Below are 17,717 nucleotides of genomic sequence, written 5' to 3'. Positions count from 1 at the left end.
CATGAGCGAAGCTGCGATGAAACTGGTGGTGGTTGGCGCAGCAGGACGCATGGGGCAGACGCTGATCCGGCTCATCCATTCGATCGAGGGCGTGAACCTGCATGCCGCGGTCGAGCGCGCCGGCTCGCCCTTTATCGGCAAGGATGCCGGCGAGATCGCCGGTCTCGGCCCGACCGGTGTCGTCATCGGCGACGATCCGCTCAACGCCTTTCTCGATGCCGAAGGCGTGCTCGACTTTACCTCGCCTGCCGCAACCGTGGAATTTTCAGGCCTCGCCGCGCAGGCCCGCATCGTCCATATCGTCGGCACGACGGGCTGTTTACCCGACGACAATGCCAAGATCGCGGCGGCGGCCCGCCATGCCCGCATCGTCAAGTCGGGCAATATGAGCCTCGGGGTCAATCTGCTCAGCGTGCTCGCAGAGCAGGCAGCGCGTGCGCTCGATCCTGATGACTGGGATATCGAGATCCTGGAAATGCACCACAAGCACAAGGTGGATGCGCCTTCCGGCACTGCTCTTCTCATCGGCGAGGCTGCGGCAAAGGGGCGTGGCATCGATCTTGCCTCGCAATCGGTCCGAGTGCGCGACGGCCATACCGGCGCCCGCGAAGCGGGCACCATCGGCTTTGCGACGCTGCGCGGCGGCTCGGTCATCGGCGAGCATTCCGTGCTTTTTGCCGGCGAGGGTGAAATCGTCACCCTGTCGCACAGTGCGGCCGATCGCTCGATCTTCGCGCGCGGCGCCATCAAGGCGGCGCTTTGGGCGCGCGACAAGAAGCCGGGTCTCTATTCCATGCTCGACGTGCTCGGGCTCACTTCCTCATAACGATACTACGGAGGCATATTCATGAGCGGTACCCTCGTCCTCGTTCGCCACGGCCAGAGTGACTGGAACCTGAAGAATCTCTTCACCGGCTGGAAGGATCCCGATCTGACCGAGCTCGGCGTCCAGGAAGCCAATGCAGGCGGGGCGGCGCTCGCCGAATACGGGATCAAATTCGACGTCGCCTATACCTCGGTGCTGGTGCGCGCGCAGCACACGCTGAAGCTCATCCTCGACAAGGTCGGCCAGCCCGATCTCCTGACGATCCGCGACCAGGCGCTGAACGAGCGCGACTACGGCGACCTCTCCGGCCTCAACAAGGACGATGCACGCGCCAAATGGGGCGAGGAACAGGTGCATATCTGGCGCCGCTCCTATGACGTGCCGCCTCCCGGCGGTGAAAGCCTGCGCGACACCGGCGCCCGCGTCTGGCCCTACTACCTCACAGAAATCCTGCCGCGCGTGCTCAGGGGCGAGAAGGTGCTGGTTGCCGCGCACGGCAATTCGCTGCGCTCGCTTGTCATGGTGCTCGACAAGCTGAGCAAAGAAGGTGTGCTCGCCCTCAATCTCGCGACCGGCGTGCCGATGGTCTACACGCTGAAGGCGGATTCCACCGTCGCTTCCAAGGAAGTGCTCGGCGACATGTCGGGCGCGCATTGATCTCAGCTGATCTTTCCCCGCTTCGGCGGGGAAAGGCGCTCAGTTCTCGATGGTGAACTGGACCCGGTCGGCCGCGAAGCGGCTGATCGAATATTGCACCGGCACACCCTCAAGATCGGTATTCATCGCCTTGGCGATCAGAAGGATGGCACCGGGAGTGAGTTCGAGGTCGGCCATATCGGCTGCACTCGCATGGGCGGCCGTTACCTCGGTCGTCGCCCGGACATAATCCGGCAGGCCGAGTTCGGCGAAAGCCTTCGTGATCGATTCCGCGGTCCGGTAAGCCTCACCGATACCGGCAAAGCGCTTGGCGGGAAACCAGCTCGTCGCCCTTGAAACCGGGCGCTTGTCTGCCTGGCGCAATGTTTCCAGGCGAATCACCTGTTCTCCCGGCTTCAGGCCCAGCCAGCGGGCGATCTCGGCACTCGCCTCCTCCTTCGCCTCATTGAGCAGCAAGCCGCGCATTTCACGCGCTTGATCGCCAATGCCGGCGGTGAAGCGCGTGCGCCTGGTGATCGGGAAATTCAGCCGCTCCTTGCGCTCGATCAGCGTGCCGCGACCTTGTACCGCACGGACGATCCCCTCCTGCGCCAATGCCGCCAGCGCACTGCGCACCGTATGCCGGTTGACGCCGAATTGCTGCGCCAGCACGGTTTCCGGCGGCACCATTCCCGTTTCGTCATAGGTTCCGCTGCTGATCGCCTCGCGAATCCGATCGGCGATCTGGCGCCAGAGCGCCACGCCGGTTTGCCTTTGCACCTGCTTCAATCCTGCCATTCCACCCCCTGCCCTGCCATTCCACCCCGACGATGTCACACGCTTGTCACGACATCGATTTAGAGCTAATTATAGCTTGTATGGTTGTCTATATCAATAGACATTTAAAGGGAAGCGGCGATGATATCAGCGGACAGCAAAGACGCTGCGTCACAGACGGCATCCGGGCGCAAACGCGCCGCCGATCTGCTGGCGCGTGCGGAGCGCAGCGAACTCTCAGCGGCCTTCGATGCGCTGCCGGAAAAGCCTGTGGCCCATCAGGTGCGCGGACCGGAAACCGGGCTGGTGATGGTGCGCGGACGCATCGGCGGCGGCGGCGCTCCCTTCAATCTCGGCGAAGTGACCGTGACGCGGGCGACGGTCCGGCTCGGCACAGGCTCGGTCGGTCATGCACACGCGCTCGGCACCGACCGCGAAAAGGCCAGGCTTGCGGCGATCTTCGACGCGCTCTGGCAGGAGGACGCGACGAAGGATTTCGTCGAACAGGCCCTGCTTTTACCGATCACTGAGCGGATCGCCGATGCCGAACGCCGCAAGGCGGACGAGACGGCGGCAACCCGCGTCGATTTCTTCACCATGGTGCGGGGAGACAACTGATGGGCCTGAAAACAGAAGCTCTGACCGGCGGCTTTGCCGAGCCGGTCTTCCATTCCCAAAGCGTCTTCAAGATGCTGATGGACGGTATGGCCCGCCCCGGCACAATCCAGACCGTTCTGCCCGACGTCGCTCCGCCGGCACCGCTCGGCATCGCCGCCGGCACGATCGCGCTGACGCTTTGCGACCACGACACACCCGTCTGGCTTTCCCAGGGACTGGCGAGATCCGCCGTGCCGGAGTGGTTCGGCTTCCATACCGGCGCGCCGTTGACCACCGAAAAAGCCGAAGCGCGCTTTGCCTTCACCGAGGCCGGCACCGCACTTTCCTCCTTCGGCCTCTTTGCATCAGGTACGCAGGAATATCCCGACCGCTCGACGACTGTTGTCATCGAACTCGCCGAACTCGAAGGCGGCCGCAGTCTGGCGCTGATGGGTCCCGGCATCCAGAGCGTGGCGGAGATCGCGCCTATCGGCCTGCCGGAGACCTTCCTGCGGCTCTGGACCGAGAACCGCGCGCTCTTTCCGCGCGGCGTCGACATCGTGCTGACGGCGGGCAAGCGTTTCCTCTGCCTGCCGCGCACCACCAAGATCACAGCAACGGAGATCTGAGCTCATGTATGTTGCCGTCAAGGGTGGCGAGGCCGCCATTGCCAATGCCCACCGCCTGCTGGCCGACCGCCGCCGCGGCGACCGCTCGCTGCCGGCGATCGGTATCGAACAGATCGTGGCGCAGCTGGCGCTCGCCGTCGACCGCGTCATGGCCGAGGCTTCGCTTTTCGACCGCACGCTCGCAGCACTTGCCATCCGCCAATCGCGGGGCGACATGATCGAGGCGATCTTCCTGCTGCGCGCCTACCGCACGACGCTGCCGCGTTTCGGCTATTCGAAGCCGCTCGACACGGCTGATATGACGATCGAACGCCGCATCTCGGCGACCTACAAGGATCTGCCGGGCGGCCAGCTTCTTGGGCCTACCTTCGACTATACCCACCGCCTGCTCGATCCCTCGCTGCTTTCGGACGAGGCGGTCGAGACGCCCGCTCAGCGCGCCGCCGAGACCGGCCGGGTCATGCGCGTCTCCGAAATCCTCGGCGAAGAAGGCCTGATCGAGGCCGACGGCGACATGCCGGAAGATCACGAGATCGGCGACCTGACCCGCGAGCCGATGGAATTCCCGATGACCCGCGACCTGCGCCTGCAGGCGCTTGCCCGCGGCGACGAGGGCTTCCTGCTGGCGCTCGGTTATTCTACCCAGCGCGGCTATGGCCGCAACCACCCCTTCACCGGTGAAATCCGCATCGGCGACGTCGAGGTGGAATTCGACGTGCCGGAACTCGGTTTCGCCGTCTCGCTCGGCACCATCCAGATCACCGAATGCCAGATGGTCAACCAGTTCAAGGGTTCGGCCAAGGCGCCGCCGCAATTTACCCGCGGCTACGGCCTGGTCTTTGGCCAGAGCGAGCGCAAGGCGATGGCGATGTCGCTGGTCGACCGGGCGCTTCGCGCCGAAGAGCTCGGCGAGGATATCACCGCGCCGGCACAGGACGAGGAATTCGTCATCTCGCACTCCGACAACGTCCAGGCGACGGGCTTCGTCGAGCACCTGAAGCTTCCGCATTATGTGGATTTCCAGGCCGAACTCGATCTCGTCCGCCGTATGCGCCGCGAATTCGAAGCCGCCCGCAACGGTGGCGAAGACATGAAGGAAGCCGCCGAATGACCGATCTGGCCAGCTACAACTTCGCCTATCTCGACGAACAGACCAAGCGGATGATCCGCCGCGCCATCCTGAAGGCAATCGCCATTCCGGGTTACCAGGTGCCCTTCGCCTCGCGCGAAATGCCGATGCCCTATGGCTGGGGCACCGGCGGCGTGCAGGTGACGGCCTCGATCATCGGACCGGACGACGTGCTGAAGGTCATCGACCAGGGCGCCGACGACACGACCAACGCCGTTTCGATCCGCGCCTTCTTCCAGAAGGTCGCCAATGTCGCGGTGACGACGCATACCAAGGATGCAACGATTATCCAGACGCGCCACCGCATTCCCGAGGAAAAGCTCGGCCCCGGACAGGTGCTCGTCTACCAGGTGCCAATCCCCGAGCCGCTGCGCTTCCTCGAGCCGCGTGAGACCGAGACCCGCAAGATGCACGCTCTCGAAGAATACGGTCTCATGCATGTGAAGCTCTACGAGGACATCGCCCATAACGGCCGCATCTCCAGGACCTACGCCTATCCGGTGAAGGTCCACGGCCGCTACGTCATGGACCCGTCGCCGACGCCGAAATTCGACAATCCGAAGATGCATATGTCGGACGCGCTGCAGCTCTTCGGCGCCGGACGCGAGAAGCGCATCTATGCGGTTCCGCCCTATACCGACGTCGTCAGCCTGGATTTCGAGGATTACCCCTTCGATATACAGCGCTTCGACAAGCCCTGCGCCCTTTGCGGCGCCGAGGAAGTCTATCTCGACGAAGTGGTTCTCGACGACAAGGGCGGGCGCATGTTCGTCTGCTCCGACACCGATCATTGCGAAGACCGCCGCGCGCACGGACATGCAGGCGAGATGCTGGCCCGGGAGGCTGCAGAATGAGCGATACTCCACTTCTCAAAGTCCATGACGTTTCGAAATTCTACGGCAACCGCATCGGCTGCCGCGACGTCTCCTTCGAGCTCTGGCCCGGCGAAGTGCTCGCCATCGTCGGTGAATCCGGCTCCGGCAAGACGACGCTGCTCAACTGCCTCTCCACTCGGCTGCTGCCGAGCACCGGCAGCGTCGAATATCACATGCGCGACGGCAGCTACCGCGACCTCTACCGCATGAACGAGGCCGAGCGGCGTTTCCTGATGCGCACCGACTGGGGCTTCGTGCATCAGAACCCTGCCGACGGCCTGCGCATGACCGTTTCTGCCGGCGCCAATGTCGGCGAACGGCTGATGGCGATCGGCGACCGGCACTATGGCAAGATCCGCGCCTCGGCGATCGACTGGCTCGAACGCGTCGAGATCGACGCCGACCGCATCGACGACCAGCCGCGCGCCTTTTCGGGCGGCATGCGCCAGCGATTGCAGATCGCCCGCAACCTCGTCACCGGCCCGCGCCTCGTCTTCATGGACGAGCCGACCGGCGGCCTCGACGTCTCGGTGCAGGCGCGCCTGCTCGATCTCGTGCGCGGCCTCGTCAACGATCTCGGTCTCTCGGCCATCATCGTCACCCACGATCTCGCCGTCGCCCGCCTTCTCTCGCACCGGATGATGGTGATGAAGGACGGCTACGTCATCGAACACGGGCTCACCGACCGCGTGCTCGACGACCCGCGCGAACCCTATACGCAGCTGCTCGTCTCCTCGATCCTGCAGGTCTGAGGTCGGAAACCTAGAACGGTTCAGTTTTCATGGCAGCACAGAACCGTTCTAACCTTTTGTTTTTACGCAATTCCGGACGGAAAACCGCTTCACACTTTTCCTGGAATTGCTCTAGAAAGAAGAAATCATGGCAACGCCCCTCGTCGTTTCCGAAGTCTCGAAGAGCTTCACCATGCATCTGCGTGACGGCATCAAGCTACCCGTCGTCTCCGATGTCGCCTTCTCCGTCGCATCGGGCCAATGCGTCGTGCTCGGTGGACCATCGGGCATCGGCAAGAGCTCGCTGCTCAAGATGATCTACGGCAATTATGCCGTCGACACCGGCCAGATCCTCATCCGCCACGACGGACGCATCGTCGATCTCGCCTCCACCGATCCGCGCACCGTGCTCAACGTCCGCCGCAATACACTCGGTTATGTCAGCCAGTTCCTACGCACCGTGCCGCGCGTCGCGGCGATCGACGTGGTTGCCGAACCGCTGGTGGCACGCGGCGAGGACGCCGTCACGGCGCGGGAAAAGGCGGGCGCCCTGCTTGCCAGGCTCAATCTGCCGGAAACGCTCTGGCAGCTTCCGCCCGCCACCTTCTCTGGCGGCGAGCAGCAACGCGTCAACATCGCACGCGGCTTCATCACCGAGCACACGATCCTGCTTCTCGACGAACCCACAGCCTCGCTCGACGCGAAAAACCGCGCCGTCGTCGTCGGCATGATCGCGGAAAAGAAGAAGGCGGGTGTGGCCCTTCTCGGCATCTTCCACGACGAAGAAGTGCGCGAAGCCGTCGCCGACCGCATCCTCGACGTCCAGCAGTTCTCACCCAGAAAGATCGCTGCATGAGCCGCAAGCTGGGTATCGAGCCCTACTTTCATGAAACGGCATCCGTCAGCGAATCCACCTTCGGGCGCTATACGGAGGTCTCGGAACGCTGCCGCATCAGCGAGGCCAGCTTCGGCGACTATTCCTACATCATGCAGGATGGCTCCGTCTGGTGTGCGACGATCGGCAAGTTCGTCAATATCGCCGCCGCCGTGCGCATCAACGCCACCAACCATCCGACCTGGCGCGCGACACTGCATCATTTCACCTATCGCGCCGCCGACTACTGGCCGGACGGCGACGTGGAAACGGACTTCTTCGCCTGGCGACGCGCAAACCGCGTGACGATCGGCAACGACGTCTGGATCGGCCACGGGGCGACGATCCTGCCCGGCGTCACCATCGGCAATGGCGCGGTGATCGGGGCCGGCGCCGTCGTCTCGAAGGACGTCGCGCCCTATACGATCGTTGGCGGCGTACCGGCCAAACTCATTCGCGAGCGCTTTCCAAGAGAGGTCGGCGAACGGATGGACAGGCTTTCGTGGTGGGACTGGGAGCATGACCGGCTGCGCCAGGCGCTCGAGGATTTTCGCAACCTGGACGCGGAAGATTTCCTGTCCCGCTACGGCGGTTAAAACCCCCGATATAGGGGCGAAGAATTGTGACAGGACTTACACAAATATGACATGCGAGGTTCATCAAGCGAGACTAATGCGATGCTGATCAAGGCCTGGATCGCAAGGGAAGAGCATGATGTTCGAGCTGAAGAATGTCACACGTCGTTTCGGAAAAAAGCTCGCTGTCGATTCCGTCACGCTTGCCATTCCCCAGGGCCAGATGGTCGGCATCATCGGCCGCTCCGGCGCCGGCAAGTCGACGCTGCTGCGCATGATCAACCGCCTTCAGGAGCCGAGCTCCGGCTCCGTTCATTTCGCCGGCGTCGAGGTCTCCGGGCTTCGCGGCCAGGCATTGCGCAACTGGCAGCGCGACTGTGCGATGATCTTCCAGCAGTTCAACCTGGTGCCGCGCCTCGACGTTCTCACCAATGTCATGCTCGGCCGCCTCAATCATCGCTCGACGCTTATGAGCCTGCTCAACATCTTCACCCGCGAGGAACGCGTGCATGCCATCGCGGCACTCGAACGCCTCGGCATCGAGCAGACGGCGCTGCAGGCAGCCGGCACGCTTTCCGGCGGCCAGCAGCAGCGCGTGGCGATCGCCCGGGCGCTGATGCAGAACCCGAAAATGGTTCTCGCCGATGAGCCGATCGCCTCTCTCGATCCGCTGAACGCCAAGATCGTCATGGATGCGCTGCGCGATATCAACGAGCGCGAGGGCATCACCGTCATCACCAACCTTCACACGCTCGACACCGCCCGCAACTATTGTGAGCGCATCGTCGGCATGGCCGGCGGCCGCGTCGTCTTCGACGGCCAGCCCTCGGAGCTGACCGCCGAAGCGGTGAAGGAAATCTACGGGACCGACAAGGACGGCGCCGGCATCGACGAAACGCTCACCTCGACCAGCCTCGAATCCAAGCGCCGCGCCGAGGATGTCTCATCCGGCAGGGTGGCCAAAGCAGCCGCCGTGCACTGACCCGTTTCCGGCCGACGGGACAACGGTCGGAAAAATAACTGACAAACAAACCATGTCACAAAAGGAGACTTCCATGTCTGCATTCCGCAAGATCCTGATGGCAACCATCGCCGTCGCCGCCCTCGCCGGCAATGCTGCTGCCCAGGACGTCAAGGTCCTCCGCATCGGTCTCGATGGCGGTGAAAACGAAGCCGACCAGGTTCGCCGCACCGAGTGCGTCAAGCCGGGCCTGATCGCTGCCACCGGCGTTTCCGAAGTTCAGCTCTTCCCATCGCCGAATTACAACGGCGTCATCCAGGGCCTCCTTGGCGGCACGATCGACCTCGCCGTCATGGGCGCCGCCTCTTACGCCGCGATCTATATCAAGGATCCAAACGCCGTCACCCCGGTTCTGACCACCAAGCAGGCCGACGGTTCGACCGGTTATTACTCGATCATGGTTGCCCGCAAGGATTCCGGCATCAAGACGCTCGCCGACGCCAAGGGCAAGAAGCTCGGCTTCGCTGATCCGGACTCTACCTCCGGCTACCTTGTTCCTAACGTTGCCCTTCCGAAGGACACCGGCGCTCCAGTCAAGCAGTACTTCTCTGAAACCGGCTTCGGCGGCGGCCACGAGAACCTCGTTCTCGGCGTTCTCGACAAAAAGTTCGACGTCGGTACCACCTTCGGTTCCGGTCAGGGCGACTGGGCGCAGGGCTACTCCTCCGGCAACCTGCACCAGATGGTCACCAAGGGCTTGCTCGACATGGACGATATCGTCGAAGTCTGGAAGTCGCCGCTCATCCCGAACGGTCCGCTGATGGTTTCCCAGAAGCTGCCGGCCGACCTCCAGAAGAAGGTTACCACCTACTTCGCCGAACTGCCGAAGACAGACAAGAGCTGCTTCGAATCGTTCACGGGCGGCGGCTACGTTGACTGGGCGCCGGTCGACCAGAGCTTCTACCAGACGATCATCGACGCCCGTAAGGCCGTTATCGGCGGCTGATCCTCAGTCTGAACAGTCTTGCGGCGGCATCATGATGATGCCGCCGTTTTTTCAAGAAGGAAGCCACATATGGCGCACTCGGCCGGCGCGGACTCTCTGAGCGGATTGCAGGAGGGCTCCCGCACCATCCTCGATCATTATCAGAGCCAGGTTCGAACGCGGCGGATCTATACCGTCGTTTCAATCGTGGTCTTCCTGATCATCCTCGGCGCCTCGCTCGACTTCGCCAACAGCGCCAATTCGGGCAAGTTCTTCGAGCGCCTTCCCTATTTCTTCGACTTCATGAAGAGCTTCGTGCCGGACAGTCCGCTGGAGATCTTCCGCGCCATGTTCGACCTGCCGTCGCCCTTCTCCGACGGTTCGATCAAATACGACTATACAAGCGACCGCGTCTGGATCACCGATAGTTTCTACATCCCGAATTTCTTCTACCAGCTCGCGATCACGCTCAACATCGCCATCGTCTCCACCATTCTCGGTGCGAGCGGCGCGTTCTTGCTCTGCTTTTTCGCTTCCACCAATCTGGTCGGTGCTGGCGTGACGCGCTGGGTCGTGCGGCGCATCATGGAAATCATGCGCGCCTTCCCGGAAATCGTCGTCGCCGGTCTTCTCGCCGCGATCCTGTCGATCGGTCCGATTTCGGCGATCATCGCGGTATGGGTCCATACTGTCGGCGCACTTGGGAAGCTGTTCTTCGAAGTCGTCGAGAATGCCGACATGAAGCCGGATGAAGGCCTGCGCGCCGCCGGTGCCGGCTGGCTGGAGCGCGTGCGCTTCGCGATCCTGCCGCAGGTGTTGCCGAACTTCGTCTCCTACACGCTGCTGCGGACTGAGATCAACGTGCGCGCCTCGACTATTATCGGCGCCGTCGGCGGCGGCGGCATAGGCGAGGTCTTCAGCCTGTCGATCGGACGCGACCATGCTGCCAAGACCTATGCGATCATCATCCTGCTGCTGATCACCGTCATTTGCGTCGACCAATTCTCCGCCTGGCTGCGCCGCCGGCTGATCGGCAAGCAGTCCTTCGAATTCGGACAGGGAGCAGCCTGATGTCCTCTGTTCCGACCATCAACGCCGCCGAGCGCGAACGACTGCTTTCGGCCTATCCGGACGTCTTCCATCGCAGCTTCATGCAGCGCTGGGGTCTGCTCCTCATTTCAGCTGCGGTCTTCGTTTACCTTGCCTTCTGCTTCGCCTTCTTCAACGTCATCCCCACCTTCGTGAACGGCAACTGGGACCGCGCGGCGATCTATGTCCAGGACTGGTATTCCTGGCGCGCCCAGCCGCGCCTGCGTTTCCAGAACGATCAGGTCGTCCCCCAATGGACGAGCCGCCGCCAGTATCCCGAGGGCGCCGATATCAACTGGCTGAAGCCCAATGCCGATAGCAGCCGATACACCGTCACCTTCGGCAGCGCCGGCAACCGCATGGAAGTGACGCCGAGCCGAGTCGACGTCTATATCGACGGCAAATTCTATCCCGTGACCATCACCCGCGATCGTGCCTCCCTGCCGTCCGACGCACCTGCCCAGATGGAGCAAGACGACAACAAGGTGAACGTCTATTACGGCTTCGCGGGACAGGCGGAAATCCGTACCAACCAGGTCTATGTCCAGCGCCGCTTCCTCGGCTGGGCAAACTTCTTCTTCGATACGCATTCGCCCTTCTGGGGCCGCAGCCTGCCTGAGGTCGTCGGCCTGATGTTCTCCGGCGAACGACTCGATCCGAACCAGTCCAATGCCTCGCTGGCGTTGGACAACTTCCTGAACAATGCAAGCTGGCAGCATGGCGACATCCTGTCGAAGTTGATGCAGACGCTGGTCATGGCCTTTGTCGGCACGCTGTTCGGCACGCTGGTCGCTTTCCCGCTTGCCTTCATCGCCGCGCGCAACATCACGCGCAGCCGCGCTGCGAACTGGGGCACAAAGCGGCTCTTTGATTTCCTGCGCTCGATCGACATGCTGATCTGGGCGTTGTTCTTCACCCGTGCCTTCGGCCCAGGGCCGCTTCCAGGCATCGCGGCGATCTTCTTCACCGATACGGGCGCGCTCGGAAAGGTCTATGCCGAAGCGCTTGAGAACATCGACGACAAGCAGCGTGAGGGCGTGAGATCGGTCGGCGCGGCACCGGTGGCCGTCCAACGTTATGGCGTCATCCCTCAGGTCCTGCCGGTGTTCATCTCGCAATCGCTCTATTTCTGGGAATCGAATACCCGCTCGGCAACCGTAATCGGCGCCGTCGGTGCGGGCGGCATTGGCCTCAAGCTGCTCGAATCCATGAAGACCAATTCGGACTGGGACAAAGTCGCCTATATGGTCCTGCTGATCCTCCTCGTGGTCTTCGCCTTCGACAACCTCTCGAATGCGCTGCGTTCGCGCGTGATGGGAAAAAAGGGCCACTGACGAACTGACGCCATCATCATTCTGTCACGGAAATCTTTTAGCCGGGAGCCTGCTTGCGGTTCGCCGCCAAATCACTGCACAGTGCGCTCCCCCGTTTGGACGATCCCCAGGATAAAAGCCTTGCGCTACGCTCTCTATTTCTCGCCGCCGAAGGATGATCCCCTGACCGGCGCGGCCTCGCTCTGGCTCGGCCGCAATGCTTTCACCGGCGAGACCTATCCTGCACCGGAATATGAGCAGCTGGGTGCTGCAGAACAGTTCGAGCTCACCGCCGACCCCCGCCGCTACGGCTTTCACGCCACGATCAAGGCACCGTTTTCGCTCGCCTCCTCCGTCACCGAGAAAGATCTCATGACCGTTGCCGAGGATTTTGCCCAGCGCACGCAAGCCTTCGAGATTCCTGAACTCGTGCTTGGGCAACTCGGCCGTTTTTTTGCCCTCGTTCCCGGTTCTCTTCATCAACCTCTTCAGGATTTCGCCGCGAAGGTGGTAAGGTCGTTCGAACCGTTCCGCGCAGCGCTTTCCGAAGCCGACATGGCGCGGCGCAACCCGGAGAAGCTCAGCGACAGCCAGCGCGCTCATCTGCAGCGCTGGGGTTATCCTTACGTCATGGAGGATTTCGGCTTTCACATGACGCTGAGCGGCCAGGTGCCCGAGACACGCGCCGAGGTGATGAAAGCGATCCTGACCGAGCGTTTTGCCGATTTCACCGGCCGGCCGCTTTTGATTTCCGGCCTTGCCGTCTTCATCGAGGAGACGCGCGGCGCCCCGTTCAAAGTTCATTCCTGGCTGCCGCTTGCCGGTGCCAAAAGCTGAAAGACCTGACGACATGAGCAAAGAGACCGTGTTTTCCAACGCCCGCATCGTTCTCGAGGATGACATCCTCTCGGGCTCGATCCTCATCCGCGATGGAAAGATCGCCGACATCTCCGAGGGTAACTCGGTAGCCGGCGAAGATTTTGAAGGCGACTACATCATTCCAGGCCTTGTCGAGCTGCACACCGACCATCTCGAAGGCCATTACCAGCCGCGTCCCGGCATCCGCTGGAACAAGACCGCCGCGATCCAGGCGCATGACGCCCAGATCGTCACATCAGGCATTACCACCGTGTTCGACTGCCTGCGCATGGGTGCGGACGAGGACGGCGGCTTCGAACATGGCGAGATGCGCGAGATGGCCGATGCCATCCAGTCGGCGGAGAAGGAAGGCAGGCTGCGCGCCGAGCACTTGCTCCACTTGCGCTGCGAGGTCTCGGCCGACAATGTGCTCGAACATTTCGCCGATTTCGAAAGCGACCGGCATGTGCGTCTCGTCTCGCTGATGGACCACGCCCCCGGCCAGCGGCAATTCCAGACGATGGATCAATATATTTTCTACTACCAGAAGAAGCGGGGCCTGAGCGACGAGGCTTTCGCGCGTTTCGTCGCCAAGCGTCAGGCAGAATCGGCGCGCAATTCGACGCCGCACCGCAACGCCATCGCCAAGGTTTGCGCCGAGCGCGGCATCACCGTGGCAAGCCATGACGACGCGACGCTCTCCCATGTCGACGAGGCGATCGACAACGGGGTGCGCCTGGCCGAGTTCCCGACCAGCTTCGACGCCGCCCGGGCCTCGCACGGACATGGCATGAGCGTGCTGATGGGGGCGCCGAACATCGTGCGCGGCAAGTCACATTCCGGCAATATCGCCGCCCGCGACCTTGCCGAGATGGGCGTGCTCGACGTGCTTTCCTCCGACTACGTACCGCTCAGCCTGCTGCATGCGCCCTTCATCCTCGCCGACGAGGTGGAGAGCATCAGCCTGCCGAAGGCGATCGCCATGGTGACGTCGACGCCCGCCCGTACCGTCAGCCTCGATGACCGCGGCCGGATCGCAACGGGGCTGCGCGCCGATCTTGTCCGCGTCCATCGTTCGCACGGCGTGCCGGTGACGCGCTCCGTCTGGCGCCAGGGACGCCGTGTCGCATGATGCCGCACGAACCCCACCCCGGAGCCGGAGCCGAGCGCGGCATCATGGTCGTCGTCGTCGGACCGAGCGGTGCCGGCAAGGACACGCTGATGAACCTCGCGGCCCGGCGTTTCAAGGGCCGCGACAATGTGCATTTCGTCCGCCGGGTCATCACCCGTCACCGTGACGCCGGCGGCGAAGACCATCTTTCCGTCTCCCTCGAAGGTTTTGCCTCCATGGAGCAGTCAGGCTCCTTCGCCGTCTGGTGGGAAGCGCACGGCCTGAAATACGGCATTCCGGCCGAGGTCTCGGTAGCGCTGTCGAGAGGCCATGTCGTCGTCGCCAACGGCTCGCGCTCCGCGCTTCACCGCTTCCAGGCCGCCTTCCCGCGGCTGAAAGTCATCAACGTCACCGCCCGCCCCGAAGTGCTCGCCGGTCGGCTGGAGGCGCGCGGACGCGAGACGCATGAAGATATCATGGCCCGGCTTGCCCGCGGACCGCTGACGGTGCGTGGCGAATACGACGTGGTGGAGCTCGACAATAGCGGCTCGCTCGAAGAGGCCGAGCAGAAGATGATCGAGATCCTCGACGGATTGCTGACCAAGGCGCCCTGAACAGATCGAGAGGAAGGGCATGCGCGCCATCAAGGTGGTCGACTACGATCCTTCCTGGCCGCGGCTGTTTGCCGAGATCAGCACCGAGATCTCGATCCTGCTCAGTGGGCGCCTGCTTTCCATCGAGCATATCGGCAGCACGTCGGTGCCTGGCCTGCCGGCCAAGCCGAAGATCGACCTCGATGCCATGATGATATCCGACGCGTTCCTGCCGGCGGCGATCGAGATCGTGCGCGCTGCCGACTTCGTCTTCCACGGCGATACAGGCGAGCAACGATGGGCCTTCACCCGCGATCATGACGGTTATGGGTTCAAGCTCTATCTTTGCGGGCCCAATAACTACGCGCATCGGGACCGCATTCTGTTTCGCGATTATCTCAGGGGTCACCCCGAGAGGGCCAAGGCCTATGCCGATCTGAAACGCCGGCTGGCTGCGGAGGCAGGTGGCGATTGGGATTTTTATACCGTCGGAAAGACCGAGTTTGTCAGCGAGGCGGTTCGGCTGGCTGCGTTAAGGACGTAAAGCTGGAATCCGTCAGACGCCCTGGCCGCCGGCGATTACTCGCCGTCGCCCCGTCCCGATACGATCTCGCGCTTACCGACATGGTTGGCCGGGCCGACGAGACCTTCTTTTTCCATGCGTTCCACCAATGAGGCAGCGCGGTTGTAGCCGATGCCGAGGCGGCGCTGGATATAGGAGGTCGAGCATTTCTTGTCGCGCATGACGACCTTGACCGCCTGCTCGTAGAGCTCGTTGCCATCCTCGGAAGCCATGGCGCTCTTGTCGAAGACGGCGCCGGCTTCTTCCTCTTCCGTCTCTTCCTCCTCGTCGGCGGTGACGGTGTCAAGATATTCGGGGCGACCCTGGGTCTTCAGATGGGCAACGACCTTTTCGACCTCGACATCCGAGACGAAGGGACCGTGGACACGGGAAATCCGCCCGCCCCCCTGCATGTGCAGCATGTCTCCCTGACCGAGCAGCTGCTCGGCGCCCTGTTCGCCGAGAATGGTGCGGCTGTCGATCTTCGAGGTCACCTGGAAGGAGATGCGGGTCGGGAAGTTCGCCTTGATCGTGCCGGTGATGACGTCGACCGACGGACGCTGTGTCGCCATGATCAGATGGATGCCGGCGGCGCGGGCCATCTGGGCGAGGCGTTGGATCGCCCCTTCGATGTCCTTGCCGGCGACCATCATCAGGTCGGCCATCTCGTCGACGATGACGACGATATAAGGCATCGGCGTCAGGTCCAGCGCCTGGCTTTCCTCGATCGGAGTGCCGGTGCCCTTGTCGAAGCCGACCTGGACCATGACATGGATGGTCTCGCCCTTTTCGCGGGCCTGGGCGACGCGGTCGTTGTAACCGTCGATGTTGCGGACACCGAGGCGCGACATCTTGCGATAGCGCTCCTCCATTTCGCGCACGGCCCATTTCAGCGCCATGACCGCCTTCTTCGGATCGGTGACGACGGGCGTCAGCAGATGCGGGATGCCGTCATAGACGGAAAGCTCAAGCATCTTCGGATCGACCATGATCAGCCGGCACTGTTCCGGCGTCATGCGGTAGAGCAGCGACAGGATCATCGTGTTGATGGCGACCGACTTGCCGGAACCGGTGGTGCCGGCGACGAGCAGATGCGGCATCTTGGCGAGCTCGGCAATGACAGGCTCGCCGCCGATGGTCTTGCCGAGGCCGAGCGCCAGCTTGTAGCCGCTCTTCTCGAAATCCTGGCTCTCGATCATCTCACGGAAATAAACGGTTTCACGCGTGACATTCGGCAGTTCGATGCCGATGACGTTGCGGCCGGGGACGACGGCAACACGGGCCGAAAGCGCCGACATCGAGCGGGCGATATCATCGGCAAGGCCGATGACGCGCGACGATTTCACGCCCGGCGCCGGCTCGAATTCGTAGAGGGTGACGACAGGGCCGGGACGGACATGGATAATCTCGCCCTTGATGCCGAAATCCTCCAGCACGCTCTCCAGAAGCCCGGCATTCTGCTCCAGCGTCTCCTGCGACATGATCTCGCCGAGGCGTTCCGGCGGTTCCTGCAGCAGGGCGCGCGGCGGGAATTCATAGCCGGATGCGTCGATCCTTTCGGGCCTCGCGGCCAGGCGCGGCGACGGCAGAACCGCGGCGACGGGCGGCGTGCGCTGCGGCGCTGGTGCTGTCTGAGGGGCTGATGCAATTTGAGGGGTTGGCGTGACCTGAGTGGCTGGCGCAGGCTGAGGTGCCAGCATGACCGGTGCCTCGACAATAATGCGCCTGGGCTTTTCCAGGGACGGGGCGGCCGCAGGGCGCACGGCAACCTTCGTGGAGACCGCGGCGGGCTGCGGGGCCGGGCGGGAGACGACGGGAGCGGTTGCCGGCCGGCCGGGGCGCCATTCCATGATCCGGAACAGCGACGTGATCGATTCGGGCGAGGTCTCGGTCTTCGGGAACGATATCAACGGCGGCGCGCGAACCGGCTCGGCCTCTTCGAAGGCCATGACTTCCCAGAAGGCGAAATCCGAAATCGAGGAAAGCTCGGCGCTGGCGCGGAAAGCCGGCGCGCCGGGCTCGTCAAGCAAAGGTGACTGCTGCAGTTCGACCCTGTGCGGTGCTGCGGAAATTTCGTCCGGCTCCGGCAGATAGATATCGAACGGCACATCGACGGCAACCGGCTCTATCCGTATCGCCTGCTGTCCAATCTGCGAATCATCGCGAACCGACTCATTCGGCGCGCGCCGCCTGCTGATCAGCGTTTCCGGCGTGCGGGTGAAACGGACATTCGGGGCGAGGGAAAAGTTGCTCTGCCAGATGGGTGCCGCCGGCTTCTCCCCTGGGTTCTCCTCCGGAAGGTCCGTTTCAATCTCGCTGGAAAAATCTCCGGCATCCGTCAAATTGGTTCTGGGAAAACGCATGCGTCCGCTACTCACTCATGCTTTGTAAATTACGACCCTACCGGGATAGAAAAGGAAGGTTAATAAGTTCCTTCCTGCCGTATCGTTCCGATACGACCCCTTTGGGTAAATCGCTGCACTTTCAATGAGTTCTGGTGGCGAGAAAAATCTTTGCGATTTTTGGGGAGGCGCTCTAAAGCGCGTCGCAATCTTTCAGATTCGCTGCTGCCGCTTTAGGCTTTATTTCCACGCAT

The 17,717-nt window shown here is 62.7% G+C and carries 19 protein-coding genes; 17 read left to right on the top strand and 2 right to left on the bottom strand.

Annotation, left to right across the window (positions count from 1 at the left end; genetic code table 11):
* The first annotated feature begins 1 nt into the window (after nucleotide 1).
* Together dapB and HX898_RS08210 are read left to right on the top strand one after the other, a co-directional pair.
* A complete protein-coding gene (gene dapB, locus HX898_RS08215) occupies nucleotides 2-826 on the top strand; it encodes a 4-hydroxy-tetrahydrodipicolinate reductase (protein ID WP_180194408.1) in 825 nt (274 codons plus the stop codon).
* A gap of 21 nt (nucleotides 827-847) precedes the next feature.
* Nucleotides 848-1,483 (top strand): 2,3-bisphosphoglycerate-dependent phosphoglycerate mutase, encoded by a 636-nt coding sequence (locus HX898_RS08210; protein WP_020052380.1) that lies wholly within the window; start codon nucleotides 848-850, stop codon nucleotides 1,481-1,483.
* Nucleotides 1,484-1,522: 39 nt separating this feature from the next.
* Here HX898_RS08210 and phnF read toward each other — a convergent pair whose 3' ends face one another.
* Nucleotides 1,523-2,260 carry a phosphonate metabolism transcriptional regulator PhnF gene (gene phnF, locus HX898_RS08205; protein ID WP_180194407.1) on the bottom strand — a complete coding sequence of 246 codons (738 nt, stop codon included), beginning with the start codon at nucleotides 2,258-2,260 and terminating at the stop codon, nucleotides 1,523-1,525.
* A 120-nt stretch (nucleotides 2,261-2,380) separates the two neighbouring features.
* On the opposite strand from phnF, the gene phnG reads away from it, so the two are divergent.
* The 15 genes from phnG to HX898_RS08130 all read left to right on the top strand — a co-directional run bounded on the left by phnG (nucleotide 2,381) and on the right by HX898_RS08130 (nucleotide 15,103).
* The gene (gene phnG, locus HX898_RS08200; protein WP_180194406.1) at nucleotides 2,381-2,857 is read left to right on the top strand and encodes a phosphonate C-P lyase system protein PhnG; all 477 of its coding nucleotides are present in this window, start codon (nucleotides 2,381-2,383) and stop codon (nucleotides 2,855-2,857) included.
* Complete coding sequence (gene phnH / locus HX898_RS08195) at nucleotides 2,857-3,465, top strand: phosphonate C-P lyase system protein PhnH (RefSeq protein ID WP_180194405.1); 609 nt, start codon at nucleotides 2,857-2,859, stop codon at nucleotides 3,463-3,465. The genes phnG and phnH overlap by 1 nt, the downstream gene beginning before the upstream one ends.
* Before the next feature lie 4 nt (nucleotides 3,466-3,469).
* Nucleotides 3,470-4,576 carry a carbon-phosphorus lyase complex subunit PhnI gene (locus HX898_RS08190; protein WP_012759692.1) on the top strand — a complete coding sequence of 369 codons (1,107 nt, stop codon included), beginning with the start codon at nucleotides 3,470-3,472 and terminating at the stop codon, nucleotides 4,574-4,576.
* The gene (locus HX898_RS08185) at nucleotides 4,573-5,448 is read left to right on the top strand and encodes an alpha-D-ribose 1-methylphosphonate 5-phosphate C-P-lyase PhnJ (protein ID WP_180194404.1); all 876 of its coding nucleotides are present in this window, start codon (nucleotides 4,573-4,575) and stop codon (nucleotides 5,446-5,448) included. The genes HX898_RS08190 and HX898_RS08185 overlap by 4 nt, the downstream gene beginning before the upstream one ends.
* The gene (gene phnK / locus HX898_RS08180) at nucleotides 5,445-6,221 is read left to right on the top strand and encodes a phosphonate C-P lyase system protein PhnK (protein WP_003544413.1); all 777 of its coding nucleotides are present in this window, start codon (nucleotides 5,445-5,447) and stop codon (nucleotides 6,219-6,221) included. Before HX898_RS08185 ends, phnK begins: the two co-directional genes overlap by 4 nt.
* Before the next feature lie 127 nt (nucleotides 6,222-6,348).
* Nucleotides 6,349-7,056, top strand: a complete 708-nt coding sequence (phnL, locus tag HX898_RS08175; protein WP_180194403.1) for a phosphonate C-P lyase system protein PhnL — start codon at nucleotides 6,349-6,351, stop codon at nucleotides 7,054-7,056.
* Nucleotides 7,053-7,670, top strand: coding sequence for a DapH/DapD/GlmU-related protein (locus HX898_RS08170; protein WP_180194402.1), 618 nt, complete (start codon nucleotides 7,053-7,055; stop codon nucleotides 7,668-7,670). Before phnL ends, HX898_RS08170 begins: the two co-directional genes overlap by 4 nt.
* A gap of 118 nt (nucleotides 7,671-7,788) precedes the next feature.
* Nucleotides 7,789-8,631, top strand: coding sequence for a phosphonate ABC transporter ATP-binding protein (phnC, locus tag HX898_RS08165; RefSeq protein WP_180194765.1), 843 nt, complete (start codon nucleotides 7,789-7,791; stop codon nucleotides 8,629-8,631).
* A 73-nt stretch (nucleotides 8,632-8,704) separates the two neighbouring features.
* A complete protein-coding gene (phnD, locus tag HX898_RS08160) occupies nucleotides 8,705-9,616 on the top strand; it encodes a phosphonate ABC transporter substrate-binding protein (protein ID WP_138332115.1) in 912 nt (303 codons plus the stop codon).
* A 69-nt stretch (nucleotides 9,617-9,685) separates the two neighbouring features.
* On the top strand, nucleotides 9,686-10,666 hold the full coding sequence (phnE, locus tag HX898_RS08155; RefSeq protein ID WP_011649983.1) for a phosphonate ABC transporter, permease protein PhnE: 981 nt from the start codon (nucleotides 9,686-9,688) through the stop codon (nucleotides 10,664-10,666).
* Nucleotides 10,666-12,018, top strand: coding sequence for a phosphonate ABC transporter, permease protein PhnE (phnE, locus tag HX898_RS08150; protein ID WP_180194401.1), 1,353 nt, complete (start codon nucleotides 10,666-10,668; stop codon nucleotides 12,016-12,018). Before phnE (HX898_RS08155) ends, phnE (HX898_RS08150) begins: the two co-directional genes overlap by 1 nt.
* A 120-nt stretch (nucleotides 12,019-12,138) precedes the next feature.
* A complete protein-coding gene (locus HX898_RS08145; protein ID WP_138388499.1) occupies nucleotides 12,139-12,834 on the top strand; it encodes a DUF1045 domain-containing protein in 696 nt (231 codons plus the stop codon).
* A gap of 13 nt (nucleotides 12,835-12,847) precedes the next feature.
* The gene (locus HX898_RS08140; protein ID WP_138332112.1) at nucleotides 12,848-13,987 is read left to right on the top strand and encodes an alpha-D-ribose 1-methylphosphonate 5-triphosphate diphosphatase; all 1,140 of its coding nucleotides are present in this window, start codon (nucleotides 12,848-12,850) and stop codon (nucleotides 13,985-13,987) included.
* Complete coding sequence (phnN, locus tag HX898_RS08135; RefSeq protein WP_138332111.1) at nucleotides 13,984-14,580, top strand: phosphonate metabolism protein/1,5-bisphosphokinase (PRPP-forming) PhnN; 597 nt, start codon at nucleotides 13,984-13,986, stop codon at nucleotides 14,578-14,580. The genes HX898_RS08140 and phnN overlap by 4 nt, the downstream gene beginning before the upstream one ends.
* Nucleotides 14,581-14,599: 19 nt before the next feature.
* A complete protein-coding gene (locus HX898_RS08130) occupies nucleotides 14,600-15,103 on the top strand; it encodes a GrpB family protein (RefSeq protein ID WP_180194400.1) in 504 nt (167 codons plus the stop codon).
* 35 nt (nucleotides 15,104-15,138) lie between these two features.
* On the opposite strand, the gene HX898_RS08125 is transcribed toward HX898_RS08130, so the two are convergent.
* Complete coding sequence (locus HX898_RS08125) at nucleotides 15,139-17,484, bottom strand: DNA translocase FtsK (RefSeq protein WP_180194399.1); 2,346 nt, start codon at nucleotides 17,482-17,484, stop codon at nucleotides 15,139-15,141.
* Nucleotides 17,485-17,717 lie beyond the last annotated feature (233 nt).

This window comes from Rhizobium sp. WYCCWR 11128 (assembly GCF_013416305.1).
GTDB lineage: Bacteria > Pseudomonadota > Alphaproteobacteria > Rhizobiales > Rhizobiaceae > Rhizobium > Rhizobium indicum.
This window is presented reverse-complemented; position numbering and strand designations above follow the sequence as displayed.